General features: G+C 59.3%; 25 protein-coding genes and 1 tRNA gene. 20 read left to right on the top strand and 6 right to left on the bottom strand.

The genetic code is table 11. The features are described from left to right. Positions 1 to 16: 16 nt before the first annotated feature. The 12 genes from urtB to SR908_RS02270 all read left to right on the top strand — a co-directional run bounded on the left by urtB (position 17) and on the right by SR908_RS02270 (position 10,198). A complete protein-coding gene (gene urtB / locus SR908_RS02325) occupies positions 17 to 1,672 on the top strand; it encodes an urea ABC transporter permease subunit UrtB (RefSeq protein ID WP_246924593.1) in 1,656 nt (551 codons plus the stop codon). Next, positions 1,669 to 2,721: an urea ABC transporter permease subunit UrtC gene (gene urtC / locus SR908_RS02320; protein WP_246924591.1), complete on the top strand. Its 1,053-nt coding sequence runs from the start codon at positions 1,669 to 1,671 to the stop codon at positions 2,719 to 2,721. The genes urtB and urtC overlap by 4 nt, the downstream gene beginning before the upstream one ends. Next, positions 2,718 to 3,590, top strand: coding sequence for an urea ABC transporter ATP-binding protein UrtD (urtD, locus tag SR908_RS02315; protein WP_245846395.1), 873 nt, complete (start codon positions 2,718 to 2,720; stop codon positions 3,588 to 3,590). Before urtC ends, urtD begins: the two co-directional genes overlap by 4 nt. Continuing rightward, positions 3,590 to 4,300: an urea ABC transporter ATP-binding subunit UrtE gene (gene urtE / locus SR908_RS02310; protein ID WP_097023024.1), complete on the top strand. Its 711-nt coding sequence runs from the start codon at positions 3,590 to 3,592 to the stop codon at positions 4,298 to 4,300. Before urtD ends, urtE begins: the two co-directional genes overlap by 1 nt. Continuing rightward, the gene (locus SR908_RS02305) at positions 4,297 to 5,253 is read left to right on the top strand and encodes an urease accessory protein UreD (protein WP_246924588.1); all 957 of its coding nucleotides are present in this window, start codon (positions 4,297 to 4,299) and stop codon (positions 5,251 to 5,253) included. Before urtE ends, SR908_RS02305 begins: the two co-directional genes overlap by 4 nt. A 42-nt stretch (positions 5,254 to 5,295) precedes the next feature. Then, positions 5,296 to 5,598, top strand: a complete 303-nt coding sequence (locus SR908_RS02300; RefSeq protein ID WP_246924585.1) for an urease subunit gamma — start codon at positions 5,296 to 5,298, stop codon at positions 5,596 to 5,598. A 10-nt stretch (positions 5,599 to 5,608) separates the two neighbouring features. Beyond that, the gene (locus SR908_RS02295; RefSeq protein WP_246924582.1) at positions 5,609 to 5,941 is read left to right on the top strand and encodes an urease subunit beta; all 333 of its coding nucleotides are present in this window, start codon (positions 5,609 to 5,611) and stop codon (positions 5,939 to 5,941) included. Further along, the gene (gene ureC, locus SR908_RS02290; RefSeq protein ID WP_246924566.1) at positions 5,938 to 7,641 is read left to right on the top strand and encodes an urease subunit alpha; all 1,704 of its coding nucleotides are present in this window, start codon (positions 5,938 to 5,940) and stop codon (positions 7,639 to 7,641) included. Before SR908_RS02295 ends, ureC begins: the two co-directional genes overlap by 4 nt. A 62-nt stretch (positions 7,642 to 7,703) precedes the next feature. Beyond that, positions 7,704 to 8,198, top strand: a complete 495-nt coding sequence (gene ureE, locus SR908_RS02285) for an urease accessory protein UreE (protein WP_246924563.1) — start codon at positions 7,704 to 7,706, stop codon at positions 8,196 to 8,198. Then, a complete protein-coding gene (locus SR908_RS02280) occupies positions 8,188 to 8,880 on the top strand; it encodes an urease accessory protein UreF (RefSeq protein WP_246924559.1) in 693 nt (230 codons plus the stop codon). The genes ureE and SR908_RS02280 overlap by 11 nt, the downstream gene beginning before the upstream one ends. Positions 8,881 to 8,891: 11 nt before the next feature. Continuing rightward, positions 8,892 to 9,554, top strand: coding sequence for an urease accessory protein UreG (ureG, locus tag SR908_RS02275; RefSeq protein WP_246924555.1), 663 nt, complete (start codon positions 8,892 to 8,894; stop codon positions 9,552 to 9,554). Positions 9,555 to 9,592: 38 nt separating this feature from the next. Beyond that, entirely contained in the window at positions 9,593 to 10,198 is a 606-nt protein-coding gene (locus SR908_RS02270) for a HupE/UreJ family protein (protein ID WP_246924552.1), read from the top strand. Between the two features lie 12 nt (positions 10,199 to 10,210). On the opposite strand, the gene SR908_RS02265 is transcribed toward SR908_RS02270, so the two are convergent. Continuing rightward, positions 10,211 to 11,029 (bottom strand): DUF1206 domain-containing protein, encoded by an 819-nt coding sequence (locus SR908_RS02265; RefSeq protein WP_246924549.1) that lies wholly within the window; start codon positions 11,027 to 11,029, stop codon positions 10,211 to 10,213. A gap of 214 nt (positions 11,030 to 11,243) precedes the next feature. On the opposite strand from SR908_RS02265, the gene SR908_RS02260 reads away from it, so the two are divergent. The 6 genes from SR908_RS02260 (at position 11,244) to SR908_RS16730 (ending at position 17,833) form a co-directional block, all read left to right on the top strand. Beyond that, positions 11,244 to 11,474 carry a hypothetical protein gene (locus SR908_RS02260; RefSeq protein ID WP_075369869.1) on the top strand — a complete coding sequence of 77 codons (231 nt, stop codon included), beginning with the start codon at positions 11,244 to 11,246 and terminating at the stop codon, positions 11,472 to 11,474. After that, positions 11,464 to 12,969 (top strand): sodium:solute symporter family protein, encoded by a 1,506-nt coding sequence (locus SR908_RS02255; protein WP_246924546.1) that lies wholly within the window; start codon positions 11,464 to 11,466, stop codon positions 12,967 to 12,969. Before SR908_RS02260 ends, SR908_RS02255 begins: the two co-directional genes overlap by 11 nt. A gap of 436 nt (positions 12,970 to 13,405) precedes the next feature. Beyond that, complete coding sequence (locus SR908_RS02250; protein WP_246924542.1) at positions 13,406 to 15,163, top strand: methyl-accepting chemotaxis protein; 1,758 nt, start codon at positions 13,406 to 13,408, stop codon at positions 15,161 to 15,163. Positions 15,164 to 15,265: 102 nt separating this feature from the next. Further along, the gene (locus SR908_RS02245) at positions 15,266 to 15,640 is read left to right on the top strand and encodes a Rap1a/Tai family immunity protein (protein ID WP_246924539.1); all 375 of its coding nucleotides are present in this window, start codon (positions 15,266 to 15,268) and stop codon (positions 15,638 to 15,640) included. A gap of 784 nt (positions 15,641 to 16,424) precedes the next feature. Then, a protein-coding gene (locus SR908_RS02240; RefSeq protein WP_097021830.1) for an IS5 family transposase occupies positions 16,425 to 17,278 on the top strand; the annotation gives its coding sequence in 2 pieces (ribosomal slippage) (positions 16,425 to 16,779 and positions 16,779 to 17,278; 855 coding nt in all). Between the two features lie 243 nt (positions 17,279 to 17,521). Then, positions 17,522 to 17,833, top strand: a complete 312-nt coding sequence (locus SR908_RS16730; protein ID WP_378075576.1) for a ComEA family DNA-binding protein — start codon at positions 17,522 to 17,524, stop codon at positions 17,831 to 17,833. A 78-nt stretch (positions 17,834 to 17,911) separates the two neighbouring features. Here SR908_RS16730 and SR908_RS02235 read toward each other — a convergent pair whose 3' ends face one another. Next, positions 17,912 to 18,067 carry a hypothetical protein gene (locus SR908_RS02235; RefSeq protein ID WP_246926106.1) on the bottom strand — a complete coding sequence of 52 codons (156 nt, stop codon included), beginning with the start codon at positions 18,065 to 18,067 and terminating at the stop codon, positions 17,912 to 17,914. A 95-nt stretch (positions 18,068 to 18,162) separates the two neighbouring features. Further along, the gene (locus tag SR908_RS16725) at positions 18,163 to 18,270 is read right to left on the bottom strand and encodes a DUF4113 domain-containing protein (protein ID WP_407652256.1); all 108 of its coding nucleotides are present in this window, start codon (positions 18,268 to 18,270) and stop codon (positions 18,163 to 18,165) included. Between the two features lie 239 nt (positions 18,271 to 18,509). Here SR908_RS16725 and SR908_RS02230 point away from each other — a divergent pair, with 239 nt between their 5' ends. Together SR908_RS02230 and SR908_RS02225 are read left to right on the top strand one after the other, a co-directional pair. Continuing rightward, entirely contained in the window at positions 18,510 to 19,253 is a 744-nt protein-coding gene (locus SR908_RS02230) for a DUF5677 domain-containing protein (protein WP_246926109.1), read from the top strand. A gap of 116 nt (positions 19,254 to 19,369) precedes the next feature. Further along, a complete protein-coding gene (locus SR908_RS02225) occupies positions 19,370 to 20,386 on the top strand; it encodes an IS481 family transposase (RefSeq protein WP_322527382.1) in 1,017 nt (338 codons plus the stop codon). A 464-nt stretch (positions 20,387 to 20,850) separates the two neighbouring features. Here SR908_RS02225 and SR908_RS02220 read toward each other — a convergent pair whose 3' ends face one another. The 3 genes from SR908_RS02220 to SR908_RS02210 all read right to left on the bottom strand — a co-directional run bounded on the left by SR908_RS02220 (position 20,851) and on the right by SR908_RS02210 (position 23,292). Next, positions 20,851 to 21,843, bottom strand: a complete 993-nt coding sequence (locus SR908_RS02220; protein ID WP_281505595.1) for an IS30 family transposase — start codon at positions 21,841 to 21,843, stop codon at positions 20,851 to 20,853. 459 nt (positions 21,844 to 22,302) lie between these two features. After that, complete coding sequence (locus tag SR908_RS02215) at positions 22,303 to 22,479, bottom strand: DUF3606 domain-containing protein (RefSeq protein ID WP_246923120.1); 177 nt, start codon at positions 22,477 to 22,479, stop codon at positions 22,303 to 22,305. A gap of 728 nt (positions 22,480 to 23,207) precedes the next feature. Continuing rightward, positions 23,208 to 23,292, bottom strand: a tRNA-Leu gene (locus tag SR908_RS02210). Positions 23,293 to 23,319 lie beyond the last annotated feature (27 nt).

Raw genomic sequence — 23,319 nt, 5'->3', positions numbered from 1 at the left:
GAGAAGGACCCCTTCGATGACGCCAACTCACGTGACGAATGTCCGTCCGGAAATCGTGACCGGATCGCAAGCCGGCACCGCTCTCCGACGTTGCCTGGCGGTCATGGCTGCACTGCTGGTGTGGTTTGCCATCGTGTCGCCGGTGCAGGCCGAGGTGACGCCACAGCGCGCCCAGGCCTTGCTGCAGGCGCTGGATACCGACGACTTCGATGCCAAGGCCGAGGCCGCACAGGCAATCGCCGCCAGCGACGCTGCACAGAAAACACGCTGGCTTGAAGCCTTTCTCGACGGTCGCCTGGGGCGCGAGCGCGATGGCGAACGCTTTTATATCATCACCGATGACAGCGGCCGCGAATGGCCGATCATCGATGCCATCACCTTCGAGGATGCCGGGACCGGCTCCCGGCGCAGTGTCGATGCCTTCCGCATCAACAATTCGCTGCGCACGCAGCTGCAGGGCTTGATTGCCTCGCTGTCGCTTGGCGAGGGCGACGAAGCAACGCGACTCGACGCCGCGAAACGCCTGATCGGTGAGGTCGATGAGCAAAGCGTTGATGCGGTCGCCACGCAGCTCGATAACGAGGAGAGCCCCGCGGTACGCGCCGAGATTGAAACCGCGCTGGCGTTGTATCGCGTAGAGCAGGGAGAAGGCGAGGCTCTGTCGGCCTTGCAAGGCAACCTCGATACCCGCGTGCGCAATTCCCTGACGACAATCGCCAATAGCGATTCCCCGATTGCCGCCGAGGCCGGCGAGACGCTGGCTAGCATCGAGAGCAAACGCGCCTGGTACGAGCGGGGACAGACGCTGTTTTTCGGTTTGAGCGCCGGCTCAGTGCTGGTGCTGGCGGCGATCGGCCTGGCGATCACCTTCGGGGTGATGGGCGTGATCAACATGGCGCACGGCGAGTTGATCATGTTGGGGGCCTACACCACCTGGATGATCCAGCAGCTGTTGCCCGGGCAGCCGGGGCTGGCCTTGTTGCTGGCGATCCCTGGCGGCTTTTTGGTCGCGGGGGCGTTCGGCATTCTCATCGAGCGCAGCGTGATCCGCTTTCTCAAGGGGCGTCCGCTCGAGACGCTGCTGGCGACCTTCGGTATCAGTCTGATTCTGCAGCAACTGGTGCGCACGGTGTTCTCACCGCTCAACCGGCGTGTGAACTCGCCGGATTGGCTGCAGGGCGCATGGCAGATCAACGAGGCCTTGTCATTGACCCTCAATCGCCTGGGTGTGCTGATTTTCTGCCTGGTGGTGTTCGCCGCGCTGTGGGCGCTGATGCGTTATACCCGCTTGGGGCTCGAGGTGCGCGCGGTGACCCAGAATCGTGTCATGGCACGTTCGATGGGCGTGCGCGCCGCTCGGGTGGACATGCTGACCTTCGGCCTGGGCGCCGGCGTCGCCGGGCTGGCGGGCGTCGCCCTGTCCCAGATCACCAACGTCGGCCCCAACCTGGGGCAGAGTTACATCGTCGACTCCTTCCTGGTGGTGGTCTTCGGCGGCGTTGGCAACCTGTGGGGCACGTTGGTTGCCGGCATGTCGCTGGGCGTGATCAATCAGGTCTTGCAGCCCTGGGTCGGGGCCGTGCTGGCCAAGGTGATCGTGCTGATCGGCGTCATCCTGTTCATTCAGAAACGTCCGCAGGGGCTCTTCGCGCCCAAGGGGCGGACGTCATGAGTCTCGCCACGATGTTCAAACGCAATTCCTTGCTCGATGAACGCTCGACCTGGATCACCAGTGTCGTACTGATCGTCGGCATGCTGGCGGTGGTCGTCCTCCATGCCTTGCCGCCGGATCACGCCTTGCATCTGAACGGTTCCATCGTCTCGTTGCTGGGCAAGTACCTGACCTACATGCTGCTGGCACTGGCGGTGGATCTGATCTGGGGTTATCTGGGCATCCTGAGCCTGGGACACGGCGCCTTCTTCGCTCTGGGCGGCTACGCCATGGGCCTCTACCTGACGGCCCAGGAGTCCCCATTGGCGTCATGGCAGGGTGTCATGGCCCACTTTCCCGTGGCGGCGCTTGCCGTGGTCCTGGCGCCTGGGTTGCTGGCCCTGGTCTTCGGTTGGCTGGCGTTTCGCTCGCGGGTCACCGGCGTGTACTTCTCGATCATCACTCAGGCTTTGACCTTTGCGCTGATGCTGGCCTTCAACCGTAACGAGATGGGCATGGGCGGCAGCACCGGGCTGACGCGGTTCGATGAATTACTGGGTTTCTCGCTGAGTAGCGAAGGCATGACCGTGGCGCTGTTCGTGGCCTCGGGCGTGGCCGTGTTGCTGGCGTTCTGGGGCTGCAAGGCGATCACGCGCTCACGGCTCGGGCGGGTGTGCATGGCCACCCGCGACGCCGAGGCGCGAGTGCGCTTCATCGGCTATCGCGTCGAGCACGTCAAGCTGGCGGTGTTCGTGCTGTCGGCGATGATCGCGGGCATTGCCGGGGCGCTCTACGTGCCACAGGTCGGCATCATCAACCCGAGCACCTTCGCGCCGCTGTTCTCCATCGAGGTCGTGGTCTGGGTCGCATTGGGCGGCCGCGCCACGCTGTACGGGGCGCTGCTCGGCGCTCTGGTCGTCAATTATCTCAAGACGGTGCTGACCGGGGTGATGCCCGATGCCTGGCTATTTCTCCTGGGTGGCTTGTTCGTGGTGGTCACCATGTTCCTGCCGCAGGGCGTGGCGGGCCTGATGGCTCACCTGCGTCGGCGTCGGGAGGTGGCCACATGAGCATGATGGATTCGCAACGCATGCAACGCCTGCGCGAGTTCGCGCGTCCCGATCGGGTTTTCGACTTCATGGCGCCGGCGGATTCCCCCGTCGACGTGCGTCATGGGCCGATTCTCTACCTCGAAGATGTCAGCGTGAGCTTCGACGGCTTCAAGGCCATCGACGATCTCAACCTGACCATCGACGACGGCGAGCTGCGCTGCATCATCGGCCCCAACGGGGCCGGCAAGACCACCATGATGGACATCATCACCGGTAAGACGCGTCCCGATCGCGGACAGGCCTGGTTCGGCAGTCGCCATAACCTGCTACAGATGGATGAACCGCAAATCGCCAATCTGGGGATCGGGCGCAAGTTCCAGAAACCCACCGTGTTTGAGGCGTTGTCGGTGAGCGCCAACCTCGAGCTGGCGATGTCCGGCGACCGGCGCGTGTGGAAGACCTTGCTGGCCCGCCTCGATCACGAGGGGCGCGAGCGTATCGACGAGGTCATGGAGACCATCGGCCTGAGCGGCGAACGTGACCGGCTGGCCGGCGTACTCTCGCATGGCCAGAAGCAATGGCTGGAGATCGGCATGTTGCTGATGCAGCGTCCGCGCCTGTTGTTGGTCGATGAGCCCGTGGCGGGCATGACCGAGCCGGAAATGCATCGCACGGCGGATTTGATGACGCGCCTGGCTGGCCAGCAGTCGGTGGTGGTGGTCGAGCACGACATGGGATTCGTGCGCTCCATCGCCCGTACCGTCACCGTGCTGCACCAAGGCAGCGTGCTCGCCGAGGGCAGCATGGACGAGGTCGCCAACGACCCGCGGGTAATCGAAGTCTACCTGGGCGGTGATGAATCGTCTGACGTGCGGGAGGGAACGTGATGCTCAGCGTCGACAAGCTCAACCAGTATTACGGTGAAAGTCATATCCTCCGCGATCTCTCGCTGGAAGTGCCGACGGGGCGCTGCACCTGCGTCATGGGCCGCAACGGGGTGGGCAAGACTACACTGCTCAAGGCCATCATGGGGGAAGTGGCGGTGCGCGATGGTCAAGTGCGTTTCGCCGACGAGAACCTGCTCAAGAGGCGGCCGGAGAGCCGTGCCGATCTGGGTATCGGCTACGTCCCCCAGGGGCGTCAGATCTTTGCCACGCTGAGTGTGGAGGAAAACCTGCGCATCGGCCTGCCGGCACGGCGCAAGCGTGTACAAGACGGAACGGAGCGGGGCATTCCCGAGCGTATCTACGAGCTCTTTCCGGTGCTCAGGGAAATGCGCCACCGGCGTGGCGGCGATCTGTCCGGCGGTCAGCAGCAACAATTGGCCATCGGCCGGGCGCTGGTGATCGAGCCGCGTCTGCTGATCCTCGACGAACCCGGCGAGGGCATCCAGCCCAATATCGTCGCGCAAATCGGCGAAGTGATTCGCCGGCTCAACCAGGAGGATGGACTCACCGTGTTGCTGGTCGAGCAAAAACTGCCGTTCGCGCGCAAGTACGCTGACCGTTTCACGATCATGGACCGGGGGCAGACGGTTGCCGGCGGCGAGATCGGCGAACTCGACGACGACCTGATCAAACGGCACCTGACGGTATGACGGACTTATCTTTTCCAAGCCACGCGCCACCTCCCGACGAATCACCGGGCAAGACGTTGTCCGGCGGTTCGGGGCACCGCTTCGACACCCAGCGCCACTGGGCGGCTTCCTTGTCGCTGGGCTTTCGCGCGCGCGATGGACGCACGCGCATGACACGGGCGCGTCACCACGGCCCCTTGCGTGTGCAACGGCCGTTCTATCCCGAGTCGGGGCGGATCGACGAGCCATCCTATTCCAAGCCCCCGTATGCCGAGCCTTGCCATGTGTATCTGTTGCATCCGCCGGGCGGACTGGTCAGCGGCGATGAGCTGCGCATCGACATCGAGGCCGAGAGCGGCGCGCATGCCCTGCTGACCACGCCGGCGGCGACCAAGTTGTACCGCGCCGATAGCCATGGCGTGAGCTGGGGGCAGCACACGCACCTGGCCGTGCGGCCCGGCGCGCTGCTCGAATGGTTACCGCAGGAAACCCTGTGTTTCGACGGCGCGCGCGGCGTACAGAGCACGACCTTGGACGTGCAGGGCGATGGACGCTGCGTGGGCTGGGAAGTCCTGGCGCTCGGGCGTCCCGCCAGCCAGTTGCCGTTCGTCAGCGGGCGGGTCGAGCAACGCTTCGCGTTGACGCGCGACGGACGTCCGCTATGGATCGAGCGCCAACCGCTCGACCCCATGCACTCGCGATTCCACGGCTATTGGGGACAGGGCCGCAGTACGGTGCAGGCGACGCTCTGGGCAGTGGGGTTCGACGACCCTGCGGCGGCAGTAGAGGCCCTGCGTCAGTGGTTGCCGGCGTCGCGGAACTGGGCGGTTACCCAGCGTCTCGACGTGCTCCTGCTCCGCTACCTGGGCGATGAGCGCAACGCCGCCTGGGAGATTTGTCAGCAGGCATGGGAGTTGCTGAGGCCTTGGCTGTCGTCACGGCAGGCCAGTGTGCCGCGGATCTGGATGACCTGACAGCAGCCCGAAGCCCGAATTCACGAAGAGAGAGTTGCCGATATGGAATTGACGCCGAGAGATAAAGACAAGCTGCTGCTGTTTTCTGCCGCGCAACTTGCCGAACGACGCCGTGACCGTGGCCTCAAGCTCAATTACCCCGAGGCGGTGGCCTTGATCAGTTTCGAGATCCTGGAAGGTGCGCGCGATGGCAAGAGCGTCGCCGAGTTGATGGGCTACGGCCGCGAGATTCTGACCCGCGGCGACGTCATGGAAGGCGTGGCCGAGATGGTCGATGAGGTGCAGGTGGAGGCGACGTTTCCTGATGGGACAAAACTCGTGACCGTTCACTCACCGATTGTGTAAGGAGATCTCGATGATTCCCGGTGAATACCAATTACAGGACGGCGAGATCGAGCTGTGCGCGGGGCGCGAGCGAATCAGTGTCGAAGTCGCCAATACCGGTGACCGGCCGGTGCAGGTCGGTTCTCATTATCATTTTGCCGAGGCCAACCCGGCCTTGATCTTCGACCGCGACAAGACGCGTGGGTATCGCCTCGATGTGGCGGCGGGCACGGCGATTCGTTTCGAGCCTGGCCAGACACGGGAGGTGAGGCTGATTCCCTATGCTGGGCGCCGACACATCTACGGCTTTCACGGTGATGTGATGGGCAGCCTCGACCAATCCAGTGCGGGAGGAACGTCATGAAGATCAGTCGCAAAGCCTATGCCGACATGTACGGCCCGACCGTGGGCGATAAAGTCCGGCTGGGTGATACCGAGCTATGGATCGAGGTCGAAAAGGACTTCACCCATTACGGTGACGAGGTCAAGTTTGGCGGCGGCAAGGTTGTCCGCGACGGCATGGGCCAGAGCCAGCGCAGCGATGCTGCCGTCATGGATACGGTGATTACCAACGCCTTGATTCTCGACTGGTGGGGTATCGTCAAGGCCGATGTCGGCCTCAAGCATGGCCGTATTGCGGCCATCGGCAAGGCCGGCAATCCCGACACCCAGCCGGATGTCGACATCGTCATCGGTCCGGGCACCGAGATCATTGCCGGCGAGGGCAAGATCCTGACGGCGGGTGGTCTGGACGCGCATATCCACTTCGTATGCCCGCAACTGGTGGAAGAAGCGCTGATGAGCGGGATCACCACCATGCTGGGTGGCGGTACCGGCCCGGCCACCGGCACCAACGCCACCACCTGCACCCCGGGCGAGTGGCACCTCGGCAAGATGCTGCAGGCCGTCGATGACATGCCGATGAACATCGGCTTGCTGGGCAAGGGCAACGCCAGCCTGCCCGAGGCGCTTGAGGCGCAGCTCGAGGCCGGTGCCATGGGTCTCAAGCTGCACGAGGACTGGGGGACCACGCCGGCCTCCATCGATAACTGCCTGAGCGTGGCCGAGAAGTACGACGTGCAGATCGCCATCCACACCGATACCCTGAACGAGTCGGGCTTCGTCGAGGACACGTTGGCGGCGTTCAAGGAGCGCTGCATCCATACCTACCACACGGAAGGCGCCGGGGGCGGTCATGCGCCGGACATCATCACCGCCTGTTCCAGGGACTACGTGCTGCCCTCGTCGACCAATCCCACGCGGCCCTACACGGTGAACACCATCGACGAGCACCTCGACATGCTGATGGTGTGCCATCACCTCGACCCCAATATTCCCGAGGACGTGGCCTTCGCCGACTCGCGGATTCGCCGCGAGACCATCGCCGCCGAGGACATCCTCCATGACCTGGGCGTGATCTCGATGATCGCGTCCGACTCCCAGGCCATGGGCCGAGTCGGCGAGGTGGTCTGCCGTACCTGGCAGACGGCGCACAAGATGAAGGTGCAGCGTGGCCTGCTGCCTGAGGACCGCGACCTCGGCGCCGACAACCATCGCGCCAAGCGCTACATCGCCAAGTACACGATCAATCCGGCGATCACGCACGGTATTGCCCATGAGGTGGGCTCGGTAGAGGAGGGCAAGATGGCGGATCTAGTGCTGTGGGATCCGGCATTCTTCGGCGCCAAGCCGGCATTGATCCTCAAGGGCGGAATGATCGCCGCCGCGCCGATGGGCGACCCCAATGCGTCGATCCCCACCCCGCAACCGGTGCATTACCGCTACATGTTCGGCGCGCTGGGAAAGGCGGCGAGTCAGACACGCCTGAGCTTCGTCAGCCAGGCCGCGCTCGACGCAGGTATCAAGACGCGTCTGGGGCTGCATAGCGAACTGGCAGCGTGCAAAGGCGTGCGGCAGGTGCGCAAGTCGGACATGAAGCTCAACGATGCCTGTCCCAAGCTCGAGGTCGATCCGCAGACGTATGAAGTTCATGCCGACGGTGAACTACTGACCTGCGAGCCGGCGACAGAATTGCCGCTCGCCCAGCGATATCACCTTTTCTGAGCTACGAGCTACGAGCTACGAGCTACGGGCCATGGACTCATTGCCGAGAGGGAAATTTAACGATGTTGAAACTGATCGAACGTCTGGGACCGGTGGCCGCCGAGGAGGCGAGCGACACGCTGACGCTGCCTTTCGAGCAGCGCTGTCGTGGGCGTCTCAAGGCGGTCAGCGATACCGGCCGTGAACTGGGGCTGTTTCTCGACCGGGGGCCGGTGCTGCGCGATGGCGATGGATTACGGGCGGAAAATGGCGAGGTCGTGCGTTTGTGTGCCGCCGAAGAACCCGTGGTGACTGCGCGCATCGCCTCGGGGCTACCCTTGGCGCGATTGGCCTATCATCTGGGCAATCGTCATGTTCAGTTAGCTATCGGGGACGATATCAACGGTGGCTGGGTACGCTTTCCCCCGGACCATGTGCTCGAGGCGTTGGCCGAGCGGTTAGGGGCGACATTGGAGCACCACACCGCGCCGTTCGATCCCGAGTCCGGCGCCTATGCCGCTGGGGAGGCCCATCACCACACGCATGACCATGCCCACGAGCACACACATGTCCACTGAACGGCAAGCGTGCAACGACCCGTTGGCGCTGGCGGGGTTGCTGCAACTCGTCAGTCCGGCGTTACCGATCGGCGCCTTTGCCTGGTCGCAGGGGCTCGAGAGTGCGCTGGAGCTTGGCTGGGTAGAGGATGAAGCGAGCCTCGGTGAATGGATCGCCGGGGTGCTGGACGACGGCCTGACCCGCTGCGAGCTGCCGGTTTTGGCACGCGCTTACCGCGCCTGGGCGCAAGGCGACGGCGATACGCTGGCCCACTGGAACGCTTGGCTCCAGGCCAATCGTGAAACCCATGAACTGCTCGAGGAAGAGCAACGCCTGGGGGGTACCTTGCTGCGCTTGCTGAGAAGCCTCGATCAGGTGCCCGAGTCGCCGACTCTGCCCGACACGCCGGGTTACGTAGTGGCCTTTGCCCTGGCGGCACGCGTACGTGGTGTGAGTTGTGAAGACGCCATGCTGGGGTTTGCCTGGGCGTGGCTGGAGAACCAATTGACGGTGGCCTGCAAGGCGTTGCCGTTGGGGCAGACGAGCGCACAGCGTCTTATCGAGAAGCTGCGCCCCCATCTGGCCGACGCGGTGGCGACGGCCGTGGCATTGGACGACGACGAGCTGGGGCCGGCATTGCCCGGCCTGGCGTTGGCCAGCGCTTTGCATGAAACCCAGTATTCACGGTTGTTCAGGAGTTGAGGAGAAAGAACATGACACATTGTCTACGCGTCGGGGTCGGTGGCCCGGTGGGGTCCGGCAAGACAGCCTTGCTCAAGCAGCTCTGCTTGGCACTGCGTGAGCATTACGATATCGCCGTGGTCACCAATGACATCTATACCCGCGAGGATGCCGATTTCCTGCTCAAGCACGACGCCTTGGAGTCCGATCGCATTTTGGGGGTGGAAACCGGAGGGTGCCCGCATACGGCGATCCGCGAGGACGCTTCTATGAACCTGGCGGCCATTGACGAGCTGCAGTCGCGTCATCCGGGGCTCGAGCTGGTGATGGTCGAATCCGGTGGCGACAACCTGTCGGCGACGTTCAGCCCCGAGCTTTCTGATCTGACGATCTACGTCATCGATGTTTCCGCTGGCGACAAGATTCCGCGTAAGGGCGGGCCGGGGATCACCAAGTCGGATCTATTGATCATCAACAAGATCGATATCGCCGAGCAAGTGCATGCCTCATTGGAGGTCATGGAGCGCGATGCGCGCAAGATGCGCGGTGAGCGTCCCTTCGTGTTCGCCAATCTGTACGACGGGGTGGGGCTCGAGACGATCGTCGACTTCATGCTCGAGCGCGGCATGCTGCCCGAGCGTCGTCCGCAGCATGTAGGCCAGGCGGCGGGCGCGGATGCGGCGCCGAGCGCCTAAGACACGCTGGTTATCACTGACTGTAAAGGAGAATATTCATGTCCCTGTCTCGTCTTCACATGCGCCATCTGATCCTGGCGTTGTCCCCCTTGGTCTTGTTGTTCGCCGGTCCCGCATTGGCGCACCCGGGGCATCTGCCGCATTCGCATGCCGGCAGTTTCATGGCCGGCTTGATGCATCCCTTGACCGGGCTCGACCACCTGCTGGCGATGGCGGCCATCGGGCTGTGGAGCTGCCGCCAGGCGGGCGCGCTACGTCGTACCATGCCGCTGTTGATTGCGCTGGGCATGCTGGCGGGCGCCAGCCTGGCCTGGATGGGCGTGCCGCTGATGGGGGTCGAATTCGGTATCGCCTCGAGCGTGCTGCTGGCCGGGGTATTGCTGGCCACTCTGGTGCGTTTGCCGAGTGCGCTGGGGGGCCTGCTGGTCTTCGCGTTCATCCTGCTGCATGGCCATGCGCATGGCAGCGAATTGGCGCCGGGCGCCTCCGCGCTGCTTTACGCGTTGGGCTTCGTGGCGACCAGCGTGGCCATCACGCTGACGGGACGTGTGCTGGGCGAGTGGCTGTCGCGTCGTGACAACCGTTGGCTACGCGGAATCGGCGCCGCCATCGCGGCTACCGGCGGTGCGCTGTTGATGGGCTAAGCCCTTTCTCGGTCACAGGCGCGGGGTGCGCGTGCGTCGGTATCCCGCGTTGATGAAGCAATACAGGCCGTAGGCCACGAGGCCCAGCGAGACACCCCCGAGCAGCCAGCGACCATAGGGTTGCTCGGCGAGTGTTTGGAGCACGCCTCCCAGCCCCTCGGCGTTGTCGGGGTCGACCTCGATGGCGGCCACGCACAGAAACACGCCAATGATCACGAAGATTAGGCCCCGCGATGCCAGGCCCAGGCGGGCGATGCCCTCGAGCAGCGGCATCGGTCCCTTGGGCATTTCCTCGATATGCCAGTTGCGTCGATAGTGCCGCTTCCACGCGCGGTAAAACTGATGCAGCCCCACGCAGATGAACACGATTCCGATGCCCAGCAAGACGTATAGCCCGCCAGGGTAAGTGAGCAGCTCGGCGGTACGCTGCGAGGTGCTGCTGCTTTCGCCACTGGCCAGGGAGAGGATCAGTAGCGTGGCGCATTGCCAGGCCAGGGCGATGTACAACAGCCCGCTGATGGCGAAGCCGAGGCGCTGCAGGATACCCTTCCAGCCGTTTCCCTTGTGCTCGAGGTCCCACCAAGCCTGGGCGAGCCGCCAGAGCACATAGGCGAGCAGGCCGATACCGAGCAAGCCGATCAACAGTGTGCCGAACGGCCATAGCGCGATGGCGCGAATGACCTCGCTGGTACCGGCTTGCTGGCCACCGAGTCCAATCGTGGTCAGCAGCGACAGCCAACCGACCGTGAAGTAGACCATACCCTTGGCGATATAGCCGGCACTGGCCGTGCCACTGAGCGCATTACGCAATCCGGCCAGGGAAAATTTCATGAAGACATCCTTGTCGCCGAGGAAAAACAGAGGAAGCGGTAGGCGTCATGCCATGCCAAGTTTACTGACGATGCCCACGGGGCGTGAAGAACATGCGAGCACTCGCCGATCCCCTAGAGTGAATGAATGCGCTACCATGAGCGCTTTTCGCGTATCGCCATTGTAAGGCATACGCCTTGGCAACGTAGACAATCTTTCCTGAGCGGAACGTTTCATGAAGCATTATATCGTGCGGCCGACCACGGGCCGTGGCTGGGGTTTGACTCTGGCATTTGTCGTGCTCATCGCTGCGGGTATCTGGCCGGTGATCGGCTGGTTCAACCGCGCCTGTGTGGTGCTCGGCTTGCCACTGATCGCGGTATGGGCGTACGTCATCGTGTTTGCCTGTTGCGGCGTCATGGCCATCGGCAATCGGCTAGTGGAGCGTTCTTGCGATGACGAGTAGTGTGCCGATTATCATGACGCTCGCTTATCTGGGCGTGGCGATCTTTCTTGGCTTGCGTGCCCGGACAGGACGCTCGATGAACTCGCTGGAAGAGTGGGGCGTCGCCGGTCGCAGCATGGGGCCGGTCACGCTCTATTTGCTGATCGCCGCAGGCAGCGTGAGCGCTTACACCTTCATGGGCGCTCCAGGCTGGGCCTACACCAAGGGTGTTGCGGTGTTCTACGTGGTGATTTATTTATCCTACCTGGCGCTGGTGGCTTGGTATTTCGGTCCCAAGGTGTGGGCCTTCGGTCGGCGCTTTGGCCATGTCACACAAGGGGCGGCCATTGCCGACCGCTATGAAAGTTCGCTGTTGGGGGCCCTGGCCGCAGGGGTGATGTCGATTGCTTCATTGGCCTATGCGGTACTACAGACCATCGGGGCGGCGTATATTCTGCATGTCATGAGCGCTGGACGTTTGCCGATCTGGGTGGGGGTGCTGGTGGTCTTGAGCTGTATTGCCCTCTATCTGTATGCCAGCGGCCAACGCGCGATCGGCATTACCAACGCCTTCCAGGGCGTGCTGATGCTGGCGGTGGCATGGGCGATTGGGCTCTGGGCGTCACAGCGTTTCGGCGGCGGCCTCTGGTTCGGCGATGTTTTTACCACTCTGCGTGAGCGTGATCCGGCCTTTCTGACCTTGCCGGGCGCGCAGGGAGACATGAGTTTCGCCTTCTGGACGACGTCGATCATCGTCTCGATGCTGTCGTTCATGCCGCCGGTCTGGACGCAGTGGATGAGTGCATCATCGGCGCGCACCATTCGCCGCAGTGCGACCTGGCTGCCCAGTTACTATGTGGTCATCTTGCCCATGGTGGTGGTGGGCTTCATCGGCATCTATAGCCTGCCTGAGCTGGCGCGTGCCGATACCGTGGCCCTGGAGCTTGCCATGCAACAGATGCCGGTCTGGCTGGTGGGCTTGTTGGGCGCGGGCACATTGGCTGCGTCGATGTCATCCTGCGAACCCTTCTTGCATTCGGTGGCGCTGTCCTACGCCAAGGACATCGCCCAGCCGGCCTTCAAGCTTTCCGACGCCGTCGCCGGCAAGCTGGCGCGACGCTTGCTCTTACCGATCATGGCGCTGATCGTTGCACCGGTGGCTATCGCCGAACCCAGCAACCTGGTGATGATATTGCTCGTGGGGCTTGGCTTTGCCACCCAAGTGTTGCCTGCCTTCATCGGCATGTTCTTCTGGACCCGCGCCTCTAAACTGGGCGTGTTGAGCGGCATCGTGGTGGGATTTATCGTCACACTGCTGTTTACGCTGGTGTGGCGCAATCCGCTGGGGATCCACGCTGGGTTCTGGGGACTTGTCGTCAACCTGCCGGTATTCGTGATGGTGTCCTGTCTTACGCGGCCGGCCTCGACGGCTGTGATTACGCGCTTTTTCGCCATTGCGGCACCCACGAGAAGTCGTCTCAATGCAGAAAGCAAAGACTTGGCATCGCGAGGCTGAGTAAGTGCTTACGCTGAGTATTGTACAGCGCTTTTCCAAGCCCGGCCTGACGTCTAAGATGTAGGTGATTCAAGCGATCACCGGCCACTGGGACGCTGCCAAGGGAACTGCGCGATTGCGCTGGCTGGTGGCCGGCAGCCAAGGAAGGAGGCGGATTTCGCCTCGCAGGCTCATGTGATCCGAATCGCCAAGGAAGACGCAGGTCTCATGTGTCTCCAGAGGTGGAAGATCATCCGCCTCCAACCGGTCTGTAAAGGCCGGCGTATATCTCTCGCCATGTTGCGCGTGGCGGCTCGCCGGTTGCTTGTCAGCCGGCGTTTTTTTGCCCTTGTTTCGACGTTTGGTGAATGCAGGACGCTGGAAGCTCGCCGATAACGCTCTATAGGCGTCGTCGTGAGCGAAGCCCATCGTTTTTTCGCGTCCATGGAGTCGAAGCATGCCAGCCAGTGCGAAGCGCGTATCGCTGCAAAATCTGGGCTTACAGCCCCGTATCCTCATGGCTACCTTGTTGCCCCTGGTGCTTATCAGCGCGGTCATCTTGTGCGCCACGGTCTATCAGATGAAGCAACAGGCCGAGGATAATCTTGAGGAACGTCGTGCCTCCTTGATCGAAGATCGGCGCGATGCCCTGCGTGATTTGATCGATACGGCGGTATCGTCGATTGCGCCGCTTCGTGACAGCGATAATGCCAATACACAAGAACTCAAGGCCGAGGCGGCAGACCTGCTGCGTAGCATTCGCTATGGCAACAATGGCTATGTCTTCGTCTACGATTACGACGGCAATAATGTGGTGCTACCGTTTTCGCCTGACAAGCAGGGCACGGATATGTCGGACCTGACGGCGCCCAACGGTGATTACCTGGTGCGCGAATTCGTGGAACGGGCCCGCGACGGTGGCGGCTTTTACGAATATCCGTGGCTCAATCCCGAGAGCGGCGAGGAAGAAGCCAAGTTGTCGTATATCGCTGCTATCGACGAGTGGCAGTGGGCGGTCGGTACCGGTGTTTACATCGCCGATATCGATGCCGAAATAGCGGCCACGCGCGAGGACCTCAACGCCGCCATATGGCGGAATGCGCTGGTAACGGTGGGGCTTGGCATGATCGCGTTCGTGATCGTGGCGCTACTGGCGGTCATCATGACGCGGCGTATCGTGGGGCCGATTCGTCGCACGTCCCAGGCGATGAGTGATATCGCTTCCGGGGAGGCTGACCTGACGCGGCGGTTGCCGGTAGAGCGTCACGATGAAGTCGGGGAACTGGCCGAACGCTTCAATGCCTTCGTCGAGCGTATCCAGCATACGCTGGTCAAGGTACGCGGTGCCTCGCACGCGGTTGACTCCGCGTCGGGCGAGATCACCCAGGTCAGCCAGGACCTGTCCAGCCGTACCGAGCAGACCGCGGCCAACCTGCAGCAAACCTCATCCTCGATGGAAGAGATCACCGGCACCGTCTCGCATTCCGCTGACTCGGCAGGACAAGCCAACCAGTTGGCGCAGGATTCGGCCGGCGTTGCGCGCCGGGGTGGCGAGGTGATGAGCGAAGTCGAACAGACCATGGTGGATATCGACACTGCCTCGCGTCAGGTAGGGGAAATCATCACCTTGATGGATAGCATTGCTTTCCAGACCAACATTCTGGCGCTGAATGCTTCCGTCGAAGCGGCACGCGCCGGTGAGCACGGGCGCGGATTCGCCGTGGTGGCCAGTGAGGTGCGCACCCTTGCCAGCCGCAGTGCCGAAGCCGCCAAAGAAATTCGCGCCTTGATCGAAACGTCCACACAACGCACGCAACGCGGCACGGAGCTCGTTAAAAGTGCGGGCGCGACGATGCATGAGATCGTCGAGAGCGTGATGCGCGTCAGCGATGTCATCAACGAGATCAGTGCTGCCAGCAAGGAACAGAGCGACGGCATCAACCAGGTCAACACGGCGGTTGCCGAACTCGATCGCATGACCCAACAAAATGCTTCCATGGTGGAAGAGACCAGCACAGCGTCTGAAGAACTGAGCGCCCAGGCGCAGTCGCTGGCGCATATCCTGGAAGCGTTCAAGTTGGGTGATGATGAGCGTGCCTCCTTGACGCCACCCCGCCAAGCATCCCGGCCCGTGGCTGGGAAAGACGACAGCTCCGACCAAGCGCCGGTGGCAACTCGACAATCGCAGTCTCAAGACGAATGGACGGAGTTCTAGGCAGCGGTTGACGTCTTATCGATATCGCGGCTTACTCATTCTCATGGCGACCGTCGCGACGGTCGCCATGTCGTGCCTCAATGGAATAAGCAAGGAGTCAGGGTGAGTCACAAGAGACAAGCCACCAAACGGGTATTGAGCGTGATGTTGGTAGCCGGTTTGGGCATTACGGGAATCGGCAACGCGTGGGGCTATTTCTACAATGGTGCCGACCTGCTCGATTTTCAGCGCCATTACCAGCAATTTCGTGCCGATGAATCCTACGATACCAGTAAGTTTTTCACGTATACCGGATACGTGTTAGGTATTTTTGACCGCTTAGAATCCCGAGAAAAAATTTGTGCACCCAGTGATGTTCGCGGTCGCGATATCTTGGATGGCGTGTCGCAATATCTGGCAAATACTTCCGGAAGCTGGGACGAACCGGCCAGCGATGTGGTCACCGAAGCCTTGAAAAAGGCGTACGCCTGTCAATGACATGATGGCGTTTATAGGGTGAAACGCTGCCTTTTACCTCGAAAAAGTGGGGCTAGGCGGCCAGCATGAACATGTTGGCCTGCTCACGAGCTTTTTGTTGATGTAGGTTAAGTTTATTGCATTCGAAATTTGTCAGAATAGCTACATCCAGGAAGGATACTCAGCTGCCAAGGACGTGTTGAATTCATTCAGGCACATGGGCTTATGCTGATTGAGAGCCTCCGGTCGTCCTCGGAGGCTCTCTCTTTCAAGGCATCACCGGCCGGTTCATTTCATGTCATGCAATTACCCAGCTCGCAAGCTGGGACGTTTGTACCAACGAACTTTAAGACACACGTGGGTGTACACCGCGCAACGTGCTATTGCGTGTCGTCGGGATCATGTCAGGTTTCAGGTTAAGAAAGACCCGTGCGTGATTGCTGGGCTTTTAGGACTTCGAAGATAGGTCAGATGATGCTGGGTTAAGCTTGATGGTGCGGATAGGGAGACTCGCCCCCTCGTCTTTTATTCATGAAAACGCTTTTCTATCAATTGGATGCGGTAGGGTGAGTGCAGATTCTGTACCCATGGGGACCAAGGTGGGGACTCAGCTATAGCCCGAGCAGCTTCTCGACTGCCTTGTGGATGTCCGGGCCGTCGGCGTGGATCCACTGCCGTAGCGCTTCTGGATCATCTGGATGCTGCTGTGGCCGACGTGATCGGCGATCCAGTGGATAGGGACTAGGTTTTGTCCGAAAAGTCGGGTTTGCTAATGTGCACCATGCCGCAACTGCATAGGTGATGCATGGCAGGACGTTACGAGCTCTCCGATCAAAGCTGGGAGATGATCGAGGATATCGTCTCGCCCTCTCAGCCAATAGGCCGCCCACGTAGGGATGACCGCCAAGTGCTAAACGGGATCTTCTGGATCCTGTGCTCTGGCGCCAAATGGCGCGATCTTCCGGAACGGTATGGTCCTTGGAAGACGGTCCATGACCGATTCCGGCAGTGGCGCGACGATGGCACTTTCGAGGCTGTCCTGGATCGGCTCCATCTCAAGCTGCGTGAAGACGGGCTGATGGATCTGGATACCTGGATGATCGATTCCACGTCGATCCGAGCCACTCGCGCTGCCTCAGGAGGCGGCAAAAAAGGGGGTCGAGAGAACCCGTAGACCATGCACTGGGGCGGAGCCGAGGCGGCCTGACCACCAAGATCCACATGGTCTGTGATCGACATGGTTGGCCGCTGACTTTCACGCTATCACCGGGTCAGGATGCTGACACTCGGCATTTTATCCCCACGATGGAAGCGATTCACTTGCCAGGAAAGGTGGGCCGGCCCAGAAAGCGCTGTCGCTACGTCGTGGCAGACAAGGGCTACGATAGCGATGCGTTACGCCACTACTGTGACCGTTACCATATGAAGCCGATCATTGCTCAGCGCAAGATGAAGCGGCGGCCGCGTCCAGGGCTGCCCCGAGGGTTCGACAAGCCCAAGTACCGGGAGCGAAACGTGATCGAACGTGGCTTCGGCTGGGTTAAGGAACTACGGCGCATCGCCACCCGATACGACAAGCTCGCCAGTAGCTTTAGCGCCATGGTATGTCTGGCTTGCATAGACCGTTGCCTACGTGCTGACTTTTCGGACAAAACCTAGACCAGTTGAGAGCATCTGGCTGATGCTGATGCGCTCGACGTTACCGGTAGTGGCATCGTGCAGTTCCCCGAGCTGCTGGGGCTTACGCACAAGCAGGCAAGGGACATCGTCTCAGATCATGCGCCCATCTACATAACTGTCGGTGATGACGATCCCGAGTTCGTGGCCTTGGATGGAGTTTCTGTCGCCGAGAGTGCGGACAGCAAAAGTGCGGGCGGCGAATGCGTCAACATTAATAAGGCGATGCCCAATCGACTGGATGAGCTGCCTCACATTGGTCCAGCTAGGGCAGAAGCCGTCATCGATGCCCGCCCGTACCAAGGTGTCGATGGGCTGACTCGGGTGAGTGGTATCGGCCCCACGAGCCGAGGACATCGAGGCCAGCGGCATAGTGTGCAGCTTGTAATCTGGAGCAGGGCCACTTGGAGCCGTAATTTAGGCCGCTTTATTGCGGCCTTTCTGTTTGCATGTCCGTTTCAATATCCATGGGACTGCCGATTTCGGCTTGCTGTGATTGCTTGTCGTAGACGCATAACAGCTGTAATCGATTTTTAGCGCCGTGCTCATGCCCGGTCATGCGGGCAAGTCCGAAATGCTTGGAGCCAAAGGGGTCCACCGCAATCGTCTCGACATTTAAGCTGTCATCGACAGCGCCGCGACATTTTTTTCAACGTCTGCACGGAAATCTCTCCAGGCGTTTTCACTGGAGGCTGCAGCTATGGTCGACATAAGTGCAGTGCTTATAGCCATGATTGCTAAAGATATGCGGCCATATTTTGCGTAATGCATGGTGTTCTCCACTGATGGTGACTCTTATGTTTTCACAGCCCCCGTTGTCAGGCGAATGTGGCATTGTCGAGGTGTCGAGTGGTAGGAAGTGAGCTCTATCGTATCCTCGCCACCGGTAACTCATCCCAACTCGTCGTGTACCGCCCCGTCAAATACTCCCGCCGCAATTGCCGCGCCGCGCTTGCGCTGGCCCAGTAGCTCATAGTAAGAGGGTGACGTTGGGGGTGAGGAGCGTTTGCGGGCCATAACCATGCTCCATGCGAATGCTGTTTATAGATACAGCATCTACACGGGAAGGTGAATAAGACAAGTGCTAATATAAATTGGCCAGGATTGCAAACCACGAAACCAAACAGCATAGCCTCGGGAGCAGTGTTGGTAATTAGCCTTCAAAGGTGATAACAATAAGTGATGTATAAAATCATTAAGGTGGGTGTGTTTGATGAAAGCAAATCTTTTTGTGAATTGGAGAACTTATAAAAAAATCAGGGCGCAAGCTATCGACGGCATGAGGTTTAACGATAGGAGAGGGCAGTTAATATGTGGGCTGTTTGTTAGGGTTGATGTGTTGTCCCAAGATATAATAAGAATTTTGAAAGCGGACGCTTCTGCAGGTTGTGCACCGTTGTTGCGTTGTGCTTTTGAGTCTTATATAGACCTGAAGTGCCTTAAGGAGGATGAGGAGTATATTTATGAGTTTGAGGCATTGCACGTAGATAGCGAGATAAAATATTATAAGTTCTACGATGAAGATAATAAGTATTTTCCTCAGATAGGAGCTAATGAAGCTAAAAAGAAGGTGGCTGCGCTGAAGGACAAAAAAGAAGAACTTCTCGCAGGGCGAAAGAAGGTTATGAGTATAAAAGATAGGTTTGAGAAAGCAGGTGAGCTTGGTGCATATTTTACTATTTATCATACTCTTAGTAATTTTACTCACCCTTCTATTACAGCTTTGTCGAGCCAAGTGGAAGGTAGTAATTATGTGCTTAATAAGAAGCCGCATGATTCTGCCTATAATTTTTTATTTTCTTCTGCTATTAATGTTGCTTGTGCTGCGCTCGTTGAAACCCTTGAGGCTATGGAGCATAACAGACACTTCGAAAAGGAGTTGCTTAATAATGTAGAGAGGGTGAATAAAAAATGCCCTAAAGGGGATAAAGTTTCCGCTGACGAGTTGGGTGGGTAGCAGTGTGAGCACTTTAGCATTTACCTGTAGGGTCCCGGATGATCAGATGAGCTATAGAAGTTATCCTTTGCTGGCCGCCAAGGAGCTTCTTCACCAGTTCATCCGGGAGCAAGGATATGGACATCAAGCTACATAAACAGGCGACCACCACTCCGAAGATCCGGGCCGAGATCCAGGCAGCGCCTTCCAGCATCAGCGACAGCGAGCTAGCACGCCAGTACGGCGTCGCCGTCTCGACCATCCGGCGCTGGCGGTACCGTGACGATGTCCAGGACCGACCGCACACGCGTCACAACCTGCTGGCCACGCTCACTTCCGAACAGGAAGAGGTGCTGATCGCGGCGCGCGAATTCCTGCGCCTCGGCCTGGATGATCTGCTCGTCGTGGCGCGTGAGTTCCTCAATCCTGGCTTGTCGCGTTCTGGTCTGCATCGCATGCTCAAGCGGCGCGAGGTGCCGACACTGGCAGAGCTGTCTAGACGGGACGCGGGCGACGATGAGAAACCCCGGCACAAGCCCTTCAAAGATTATGAGCCGGGCTACGTGCACATCGACATCAAGCACCTGCCCCGGATGCCCGATGAGGAGCAAAAACGCTACCTGTACGTCGCCATCGATCGCGCCACGCGCTGGGTCCATCTGGAGGTGAGACGCAGCCAGTCCGCGAAGGATGCGCGGGCGTTCATGAAGCGGGTGGAGGAGAAGGCTCCCTTCCAGGTCCAGACGGTACTGACCGACAACGGCAAGTCATTCACCGATCGCTTCACGCGGGCGGGGGAGCGCAAGCCCAGCGGGAATCACCCGTTTGACCAAGAGTGCCAGGCCCTTGGTATCGAGCACCGTCTGATCAAGCCGGGAAGACCGCAGACAAACGGCATGGTGGAGCGCTTCAACGGCCGTATCAGCGATGTGCTGGCGACTCGGCGCTATACCTCAGGCGAGGACCTGGAGCAGACGCTCAAACGCTACACCTGGCTGTACAATCACCACATCCCGCAGAAGGCGCTGCACCATCAATCACCGATTGCGATGATGAAGGAATGGCAGACCAAGCGTCCTGAGTTATTTACCAAGCGGGTAGTCAATCACACGGGACCCGACATTTACCAAGCATGCATTGGTGGCGGAAAATGAACTTGAGCCAATGATCTCGGCAACACCGTTACAGCCACGGCACCGGTATCGAAACAACGCCCGTTTTGCCAGCGGCATAGATCTTTCTCCCTACTCGCAGGGGTCAGCTCATATCAACCCTTGTCGGCATAGCGTTTTGCCGCAGCCATTTTACGTGTCCGCCTTCGCGAAAGCGCCGATGTTGTTAAAGGTGGGGAGGTCGGGATCCGGTCAGCATATAAAACCTAAGAGAGCAGAATTTTCTCGGTTTATAGAGAATTCAGTAATGCCCCGGCATGGCCGGGGGCTTCGATTTAGTTCTTAAGTTTTGGGTGTTCGAGGTTATCCCAAGATGTGGATAAATGAGCCGTAAGAGGCGATAAGGGTTCCAAGTACAGTAAGTGTAATGCCCTTGAACTCTGTGCTCAGCTGTTTCTCTAGCTCTCTGCGTTTTCTCTCTTGGGCTGCCTCTTGTGTTCCTGAATTCAACCAATAAGCGCAGCACCTGCGGTATCCAGGGCGCCTGAGTATTCCCCCAGAAACACCTGTGCCGGTGTCCGATAACCGAGCCGCTTTCGGGGGCGATCATTGAGCTTATTGACGGTCTTTCTCAGTTCGGCATCCGTCACCTGTCGAAAATCGGTTCCCTTGGGATAGTACTGCCGTATCAAGCCATTCGTATTTTCATTGGTCCCGCGTTGGCCGGAGCAATAGGGATCGCAGAAATAGATCGCCGCTGACACTGCCGTGGCTACTGCCTCGTGATTGGCGAACTCCGAGCCGTTGTCCAGCGTCACGGTCTGAACAGCCCCACGCCGGGGCTTCAGCAGACGAATCATAGCTTTTTGTGTCAGATCGGCGGTGATTTGAGGGAGTCGAGTGGCCAGCAGATAGCCACTGCGGCGCTCAACCAGCGTGACCAATCCGGACTGCTTATGTCCCTTGAGCACCGTATCGCCTTCCCAGTGGCCAATCGTGAGCCGATCATCCACCTCAGCGGCGCGGTACTCGATACCCACTCGGTTCGGAATCTTGCCGAGTCCGGCGCTCTTGGCCTGTGCACGGTGCTTACTCCGCCGCTTGGGTTGCCGGAGATATCGCCACAGCCCGCCACCACGTACCTTGTCATCCCAGATCAACGAATAGATCCACTGATGGCTCACGTAAGCACCGTTGGCCTTGGCCATAAAGCCACTGATTTGCTGAGGGCTCCATTCGTCAGCCAGTTGATCAGTCACCCAGCGCATGAGGCTGGGGAGTCGCTTTGTCATTTTCCAGGCAGTTCGCCTCCGCTGATCACTGCGCGCCTGAGCCTGGCAGGGATCGTAGCCATCAGGAGAGATGTTACGGCGCAATTCGCGACTGACGGTGCTGCTGTGGATGCCAAGCACTCTGGCGATCTGCCGCTGGGTCATCCGGACACCCCGTTGGGCGTGAATCTGGTATCGTTGGGTCTGGGTCAGCTGTCGGTATCCCATGCTCTGCTTCACTTTGGTCGGTAAAGTCGAGAGGGTATCGGCGCTGGCCCTCCTTCCTCTACCTGGCGGTCCAAAGTGCTGCGGTTATTCTATGAATCCAGGGTTTTCTTTTCCTCTCCGGGCCCCGTTGGTGGACCTGTCATGCCTGTAACAGATTGAATTGTTTTCTCCATCCTTAAATACTGCTCCAAGGTGGAGAATTTGATCATTGTAAAAAGGCCAAAGACAGTCATGACGCCACCAGAGGCAGAGAATAGGGCCATGTTTTCGTTCTCTTGGCCGAGGTAGAAGCTAAAAAAGATAGCAGCATTATAAATGCGTCTGCTAGCCCAGAATTTAGGGTTGATAACAGTGCTTTGGCTATTTATTTTTTAAACTTAGGTATTGAATATAATTATCTGTTTGGATCTAGTTTGCCAGCCCCTCGCATACTAATCGAGGGGGCAAGCAAAAGATGTGCTATTTTTTCAGGTAGGCTTCGATGTCTTTAACCAAGACGCCGACAGCATCTACAGCCTCACGAAGCTTTGCCTCCGAGACCCCAAATCGCTGCGTCCAGTACTGAACCTCATGGGCCTGCCCGAGATTGACTTTCTCGGTATCGGGTGAGCCGCGATGATAAAGGTTATCGCTCATGATGTGGATCCTTCTTGCAGCTAGTTGCAGATGAGAATAGTCGTAGCCCCGCTACCACAAGCTAACCGTGGACCACTAGCCATAAGACATCAAGGGAGCATAACTGCCGTCAGGGCTTAGAGAAGCAAAAGTTTTTCCATGTTTTACCATCAACAAAAAACCGCCGCTTATGGGTCAACCATAGCGACGGTTTTTCTTAACAATCTTGGTCGGAGCGACTGGATTCGAACCAGCGACCTCCGCAACCCAATTGCAGCGGGGTTGCTTGAGAGGTGGGCCTTGTTACCAGTAACAGATCTTCCAGGCAACGGGATTGCCTTCGATCCCACCTAATCCCGGGGTTTCGTGAGACCGGTGATAGACTTGGCCATCCAGCTCAAGCGTAGCGCGGTACATCGCGTTTGCTTCAAGGATAGGGTGAACGCGCTCGGGCATGCCCTCTAGCTGCGCCAAACAGATGATGGGCGTGCCGACGGGAGGTAGTTGATCGGAAAAACGATAGTATTTCGACATTGGTGAGCCTCTTGCAACGCCTCACGGCGTGGAATGTGCTCACTCAGCTTAAGCCCTTCTGCGTTTACATGGCAAGCGAGAGCAAGGCATGCATCGATATAAGAGGGGTAAGAAATGCTGACCAAAAAGCTGACCGCACTATGCCAAAAACTGACCATATGTAGACCAGTAGAAGCACAGGAGCGTTTATAACTGATTGAAAACAAAGATATTGATGGTGCGGATGGGGAGACTCGAACTCCCACGCCTTTCGGCACTAGAACCTAAATCTAGCGTGTCTACCAATTCCACCACATCCGCAGTCTGGCAGGTCGAGCGACATTTTAC

The organism is Chromohalobacter canadensis (assembly GCF_034479555.1).
GTDB lineage: Bacteria > Pseudomonadota > Gammaproteobacteria > Pseudomonadales > Halomonadaceae > Chromohalobacter > Chromohalobacter canadensis.
The sequence above is the reverse complement of the archived record's forward strand: the minus strand, read 5'-3'. Positions and strand labels throughout refer to the sequence as shown.

Excerpts from the sequence above, each read along its gene's own strand:
- urtB (WP_246924593.1), top strand. The coding sequence starts at position 17 with ATGACGCCAACTCACGTGACGAATGTCCGTCCGGAAATCGTGACCGGA.
- SR908_RS02230 (WP_246926109.1), top strand. The coding sequence starts at position 18,510 with ATGAAAGCAAATCTTTTTGTGAATTGGAGAACTTATAAAAAAATCAGG.
- SR908_RS02250 (WP_246924542.1), top strand. The coding sequence starts at position 13,406 with ATGCCAGCCAGTGCGAAGCGCGTATCGCTGCAAAATCTGGGCTTACAG.
- SR908_RS16730 (WP_378075576.1), top strand. The coding sequence starts at position 17,522 with ATGCCCAATCGACTGGATGAGCTGCCTCACATTGGTCCAGCTAGGGCA.
- urtE (WP_097023024.1), top strand. The coding sequence starts at position 3,590 with ATGCTCAGCGTCGACAAGCTCAACCAGTATTACGGTGAAAGTCATATC.
- SR908_RS16725 (WP_407652256.1), bottom strand. The coding sequence starts at position 18,270 with ATGAGCTACTGGGCCAGCGCAAGCGCGGCGCGGCAATTGCGGCGGGAG.
- SR908_RS02260 (WP_075369869.1), top strand. The coding sequence starts at position 11,244 with ATGAAGCATTATATCGTGCGGCCGACCACGGGCCGTGGCTGGGGTTTG.
- urtD (WP_245846395.1), top strand. The coding sequence starts at position 2,718 with ATGAGCATGATGGATTCGCAACGCATGCAACGCCTGCGCGAGTTCGCG.
- urtC (WP_246924591.1), top strand. The coding sequence starts at position 1,669 with ATGAGTCTCGCCACGATGTTCAAACGCAATTCCTTGCTCGATGAACGC.
- ureG (WP_246924555.1), top strand. The coding sequence starts at position 8,892 with ATGACACATTGTCTACGCGTCGGGGTCGGTGGCCCGGTGGGGTCCGGC.
- SR908_RS02225 (WP_322527382.1), top strand. The coding sequence starts at position 19,370 with ATGGACATCAAGCTACATAAACAGGCGACCACCACTCCGAAGATCCGG.
- SR908_RS02255 (WP_246924546.1), top strand. The coding sequence starts at position 11,464 with ATGACGAGTAGTGTGCCGATTATCATGACGCTCGCTTATCTGGGCGTG.
- SR908_RS02215 (WP_246923120.1), bottom strand. The coding sequence starts at position 22,479 with ATGAGCGATAACCTTTATCATCGCGGCTCACCCGATACCGAGAAAGTC.
- SR908_RS02265 (WP_246924549.1), bottom strand. The coding sequence starts at position 11,029 with ATGAAATTTTCCCTGGCCGGATTGCGTAATGCGCTCAGTGGCACGGCC.
- SR908_RS02220 (WP_281505595.1), bottom strand. The coding sequence starts at position 21,843 with ATGGGATACCGACAGCTGACCCAGACCCAACGATACCAGATTCACGCC.
- SR908_RS02270 (WP_246924552.1), top strand. The coding sequence starts at position 9,593 with ATGTCCCTGTCTCGTCTTCACATGCGCCATCTGATCCTGGCGTTGTCC.
- ureC (WP_246924566.1), top strand. The coding sequence starts at position 5,938 with ATGAAGATCAGTCGCAAAGCCTATGCCGACATGTACGGCCCGACCGTG.
- SR908_RS02295 (WP_246924582.1), top strand. The coding sequence starts at position 5,609 with ATGATTCCCGGTGAATACCAATTACAGGACGGCGAGATCGAGCTGTGC.
- SR908_RS02235 (WP_246926106.1), bottom strand. The coding sequence starts at position 18,067 with ATGCATTACGCAAAATATGGCCGCATATCTTTAGCAATCATGGCTATA.
- SR908_RS02280 (WP_246924559.1), top strand. The coding sequence starts at position 8,188 with ATGTCCACTGAACGGCAAGCGTGCAACGACCCGTTGGCGCTGGCGGGG.
- ureE (WP_246924563.1), top strand. The coding sequence starts at position 7,704 with ATGTTGAAACTGATCGAACGTCTGGGACCGGTGGCCGCCGAGGAGGCG.
- SR908_RS02305 (WP_246924588.1), top strand. The coding sequence starts at position 4,297 with ATGACGGACTTATCTTTTCCAAGCCACGCGCCACCTCCCGACGAATCA.
- SR908_RS02300 (WP_246924585.1), top strand. The coding sequence starts at position 5,296 with ATGGAATTGACGCCGAGAGATAAAGACAAGCTGCTGCTGTTTTCTGCC.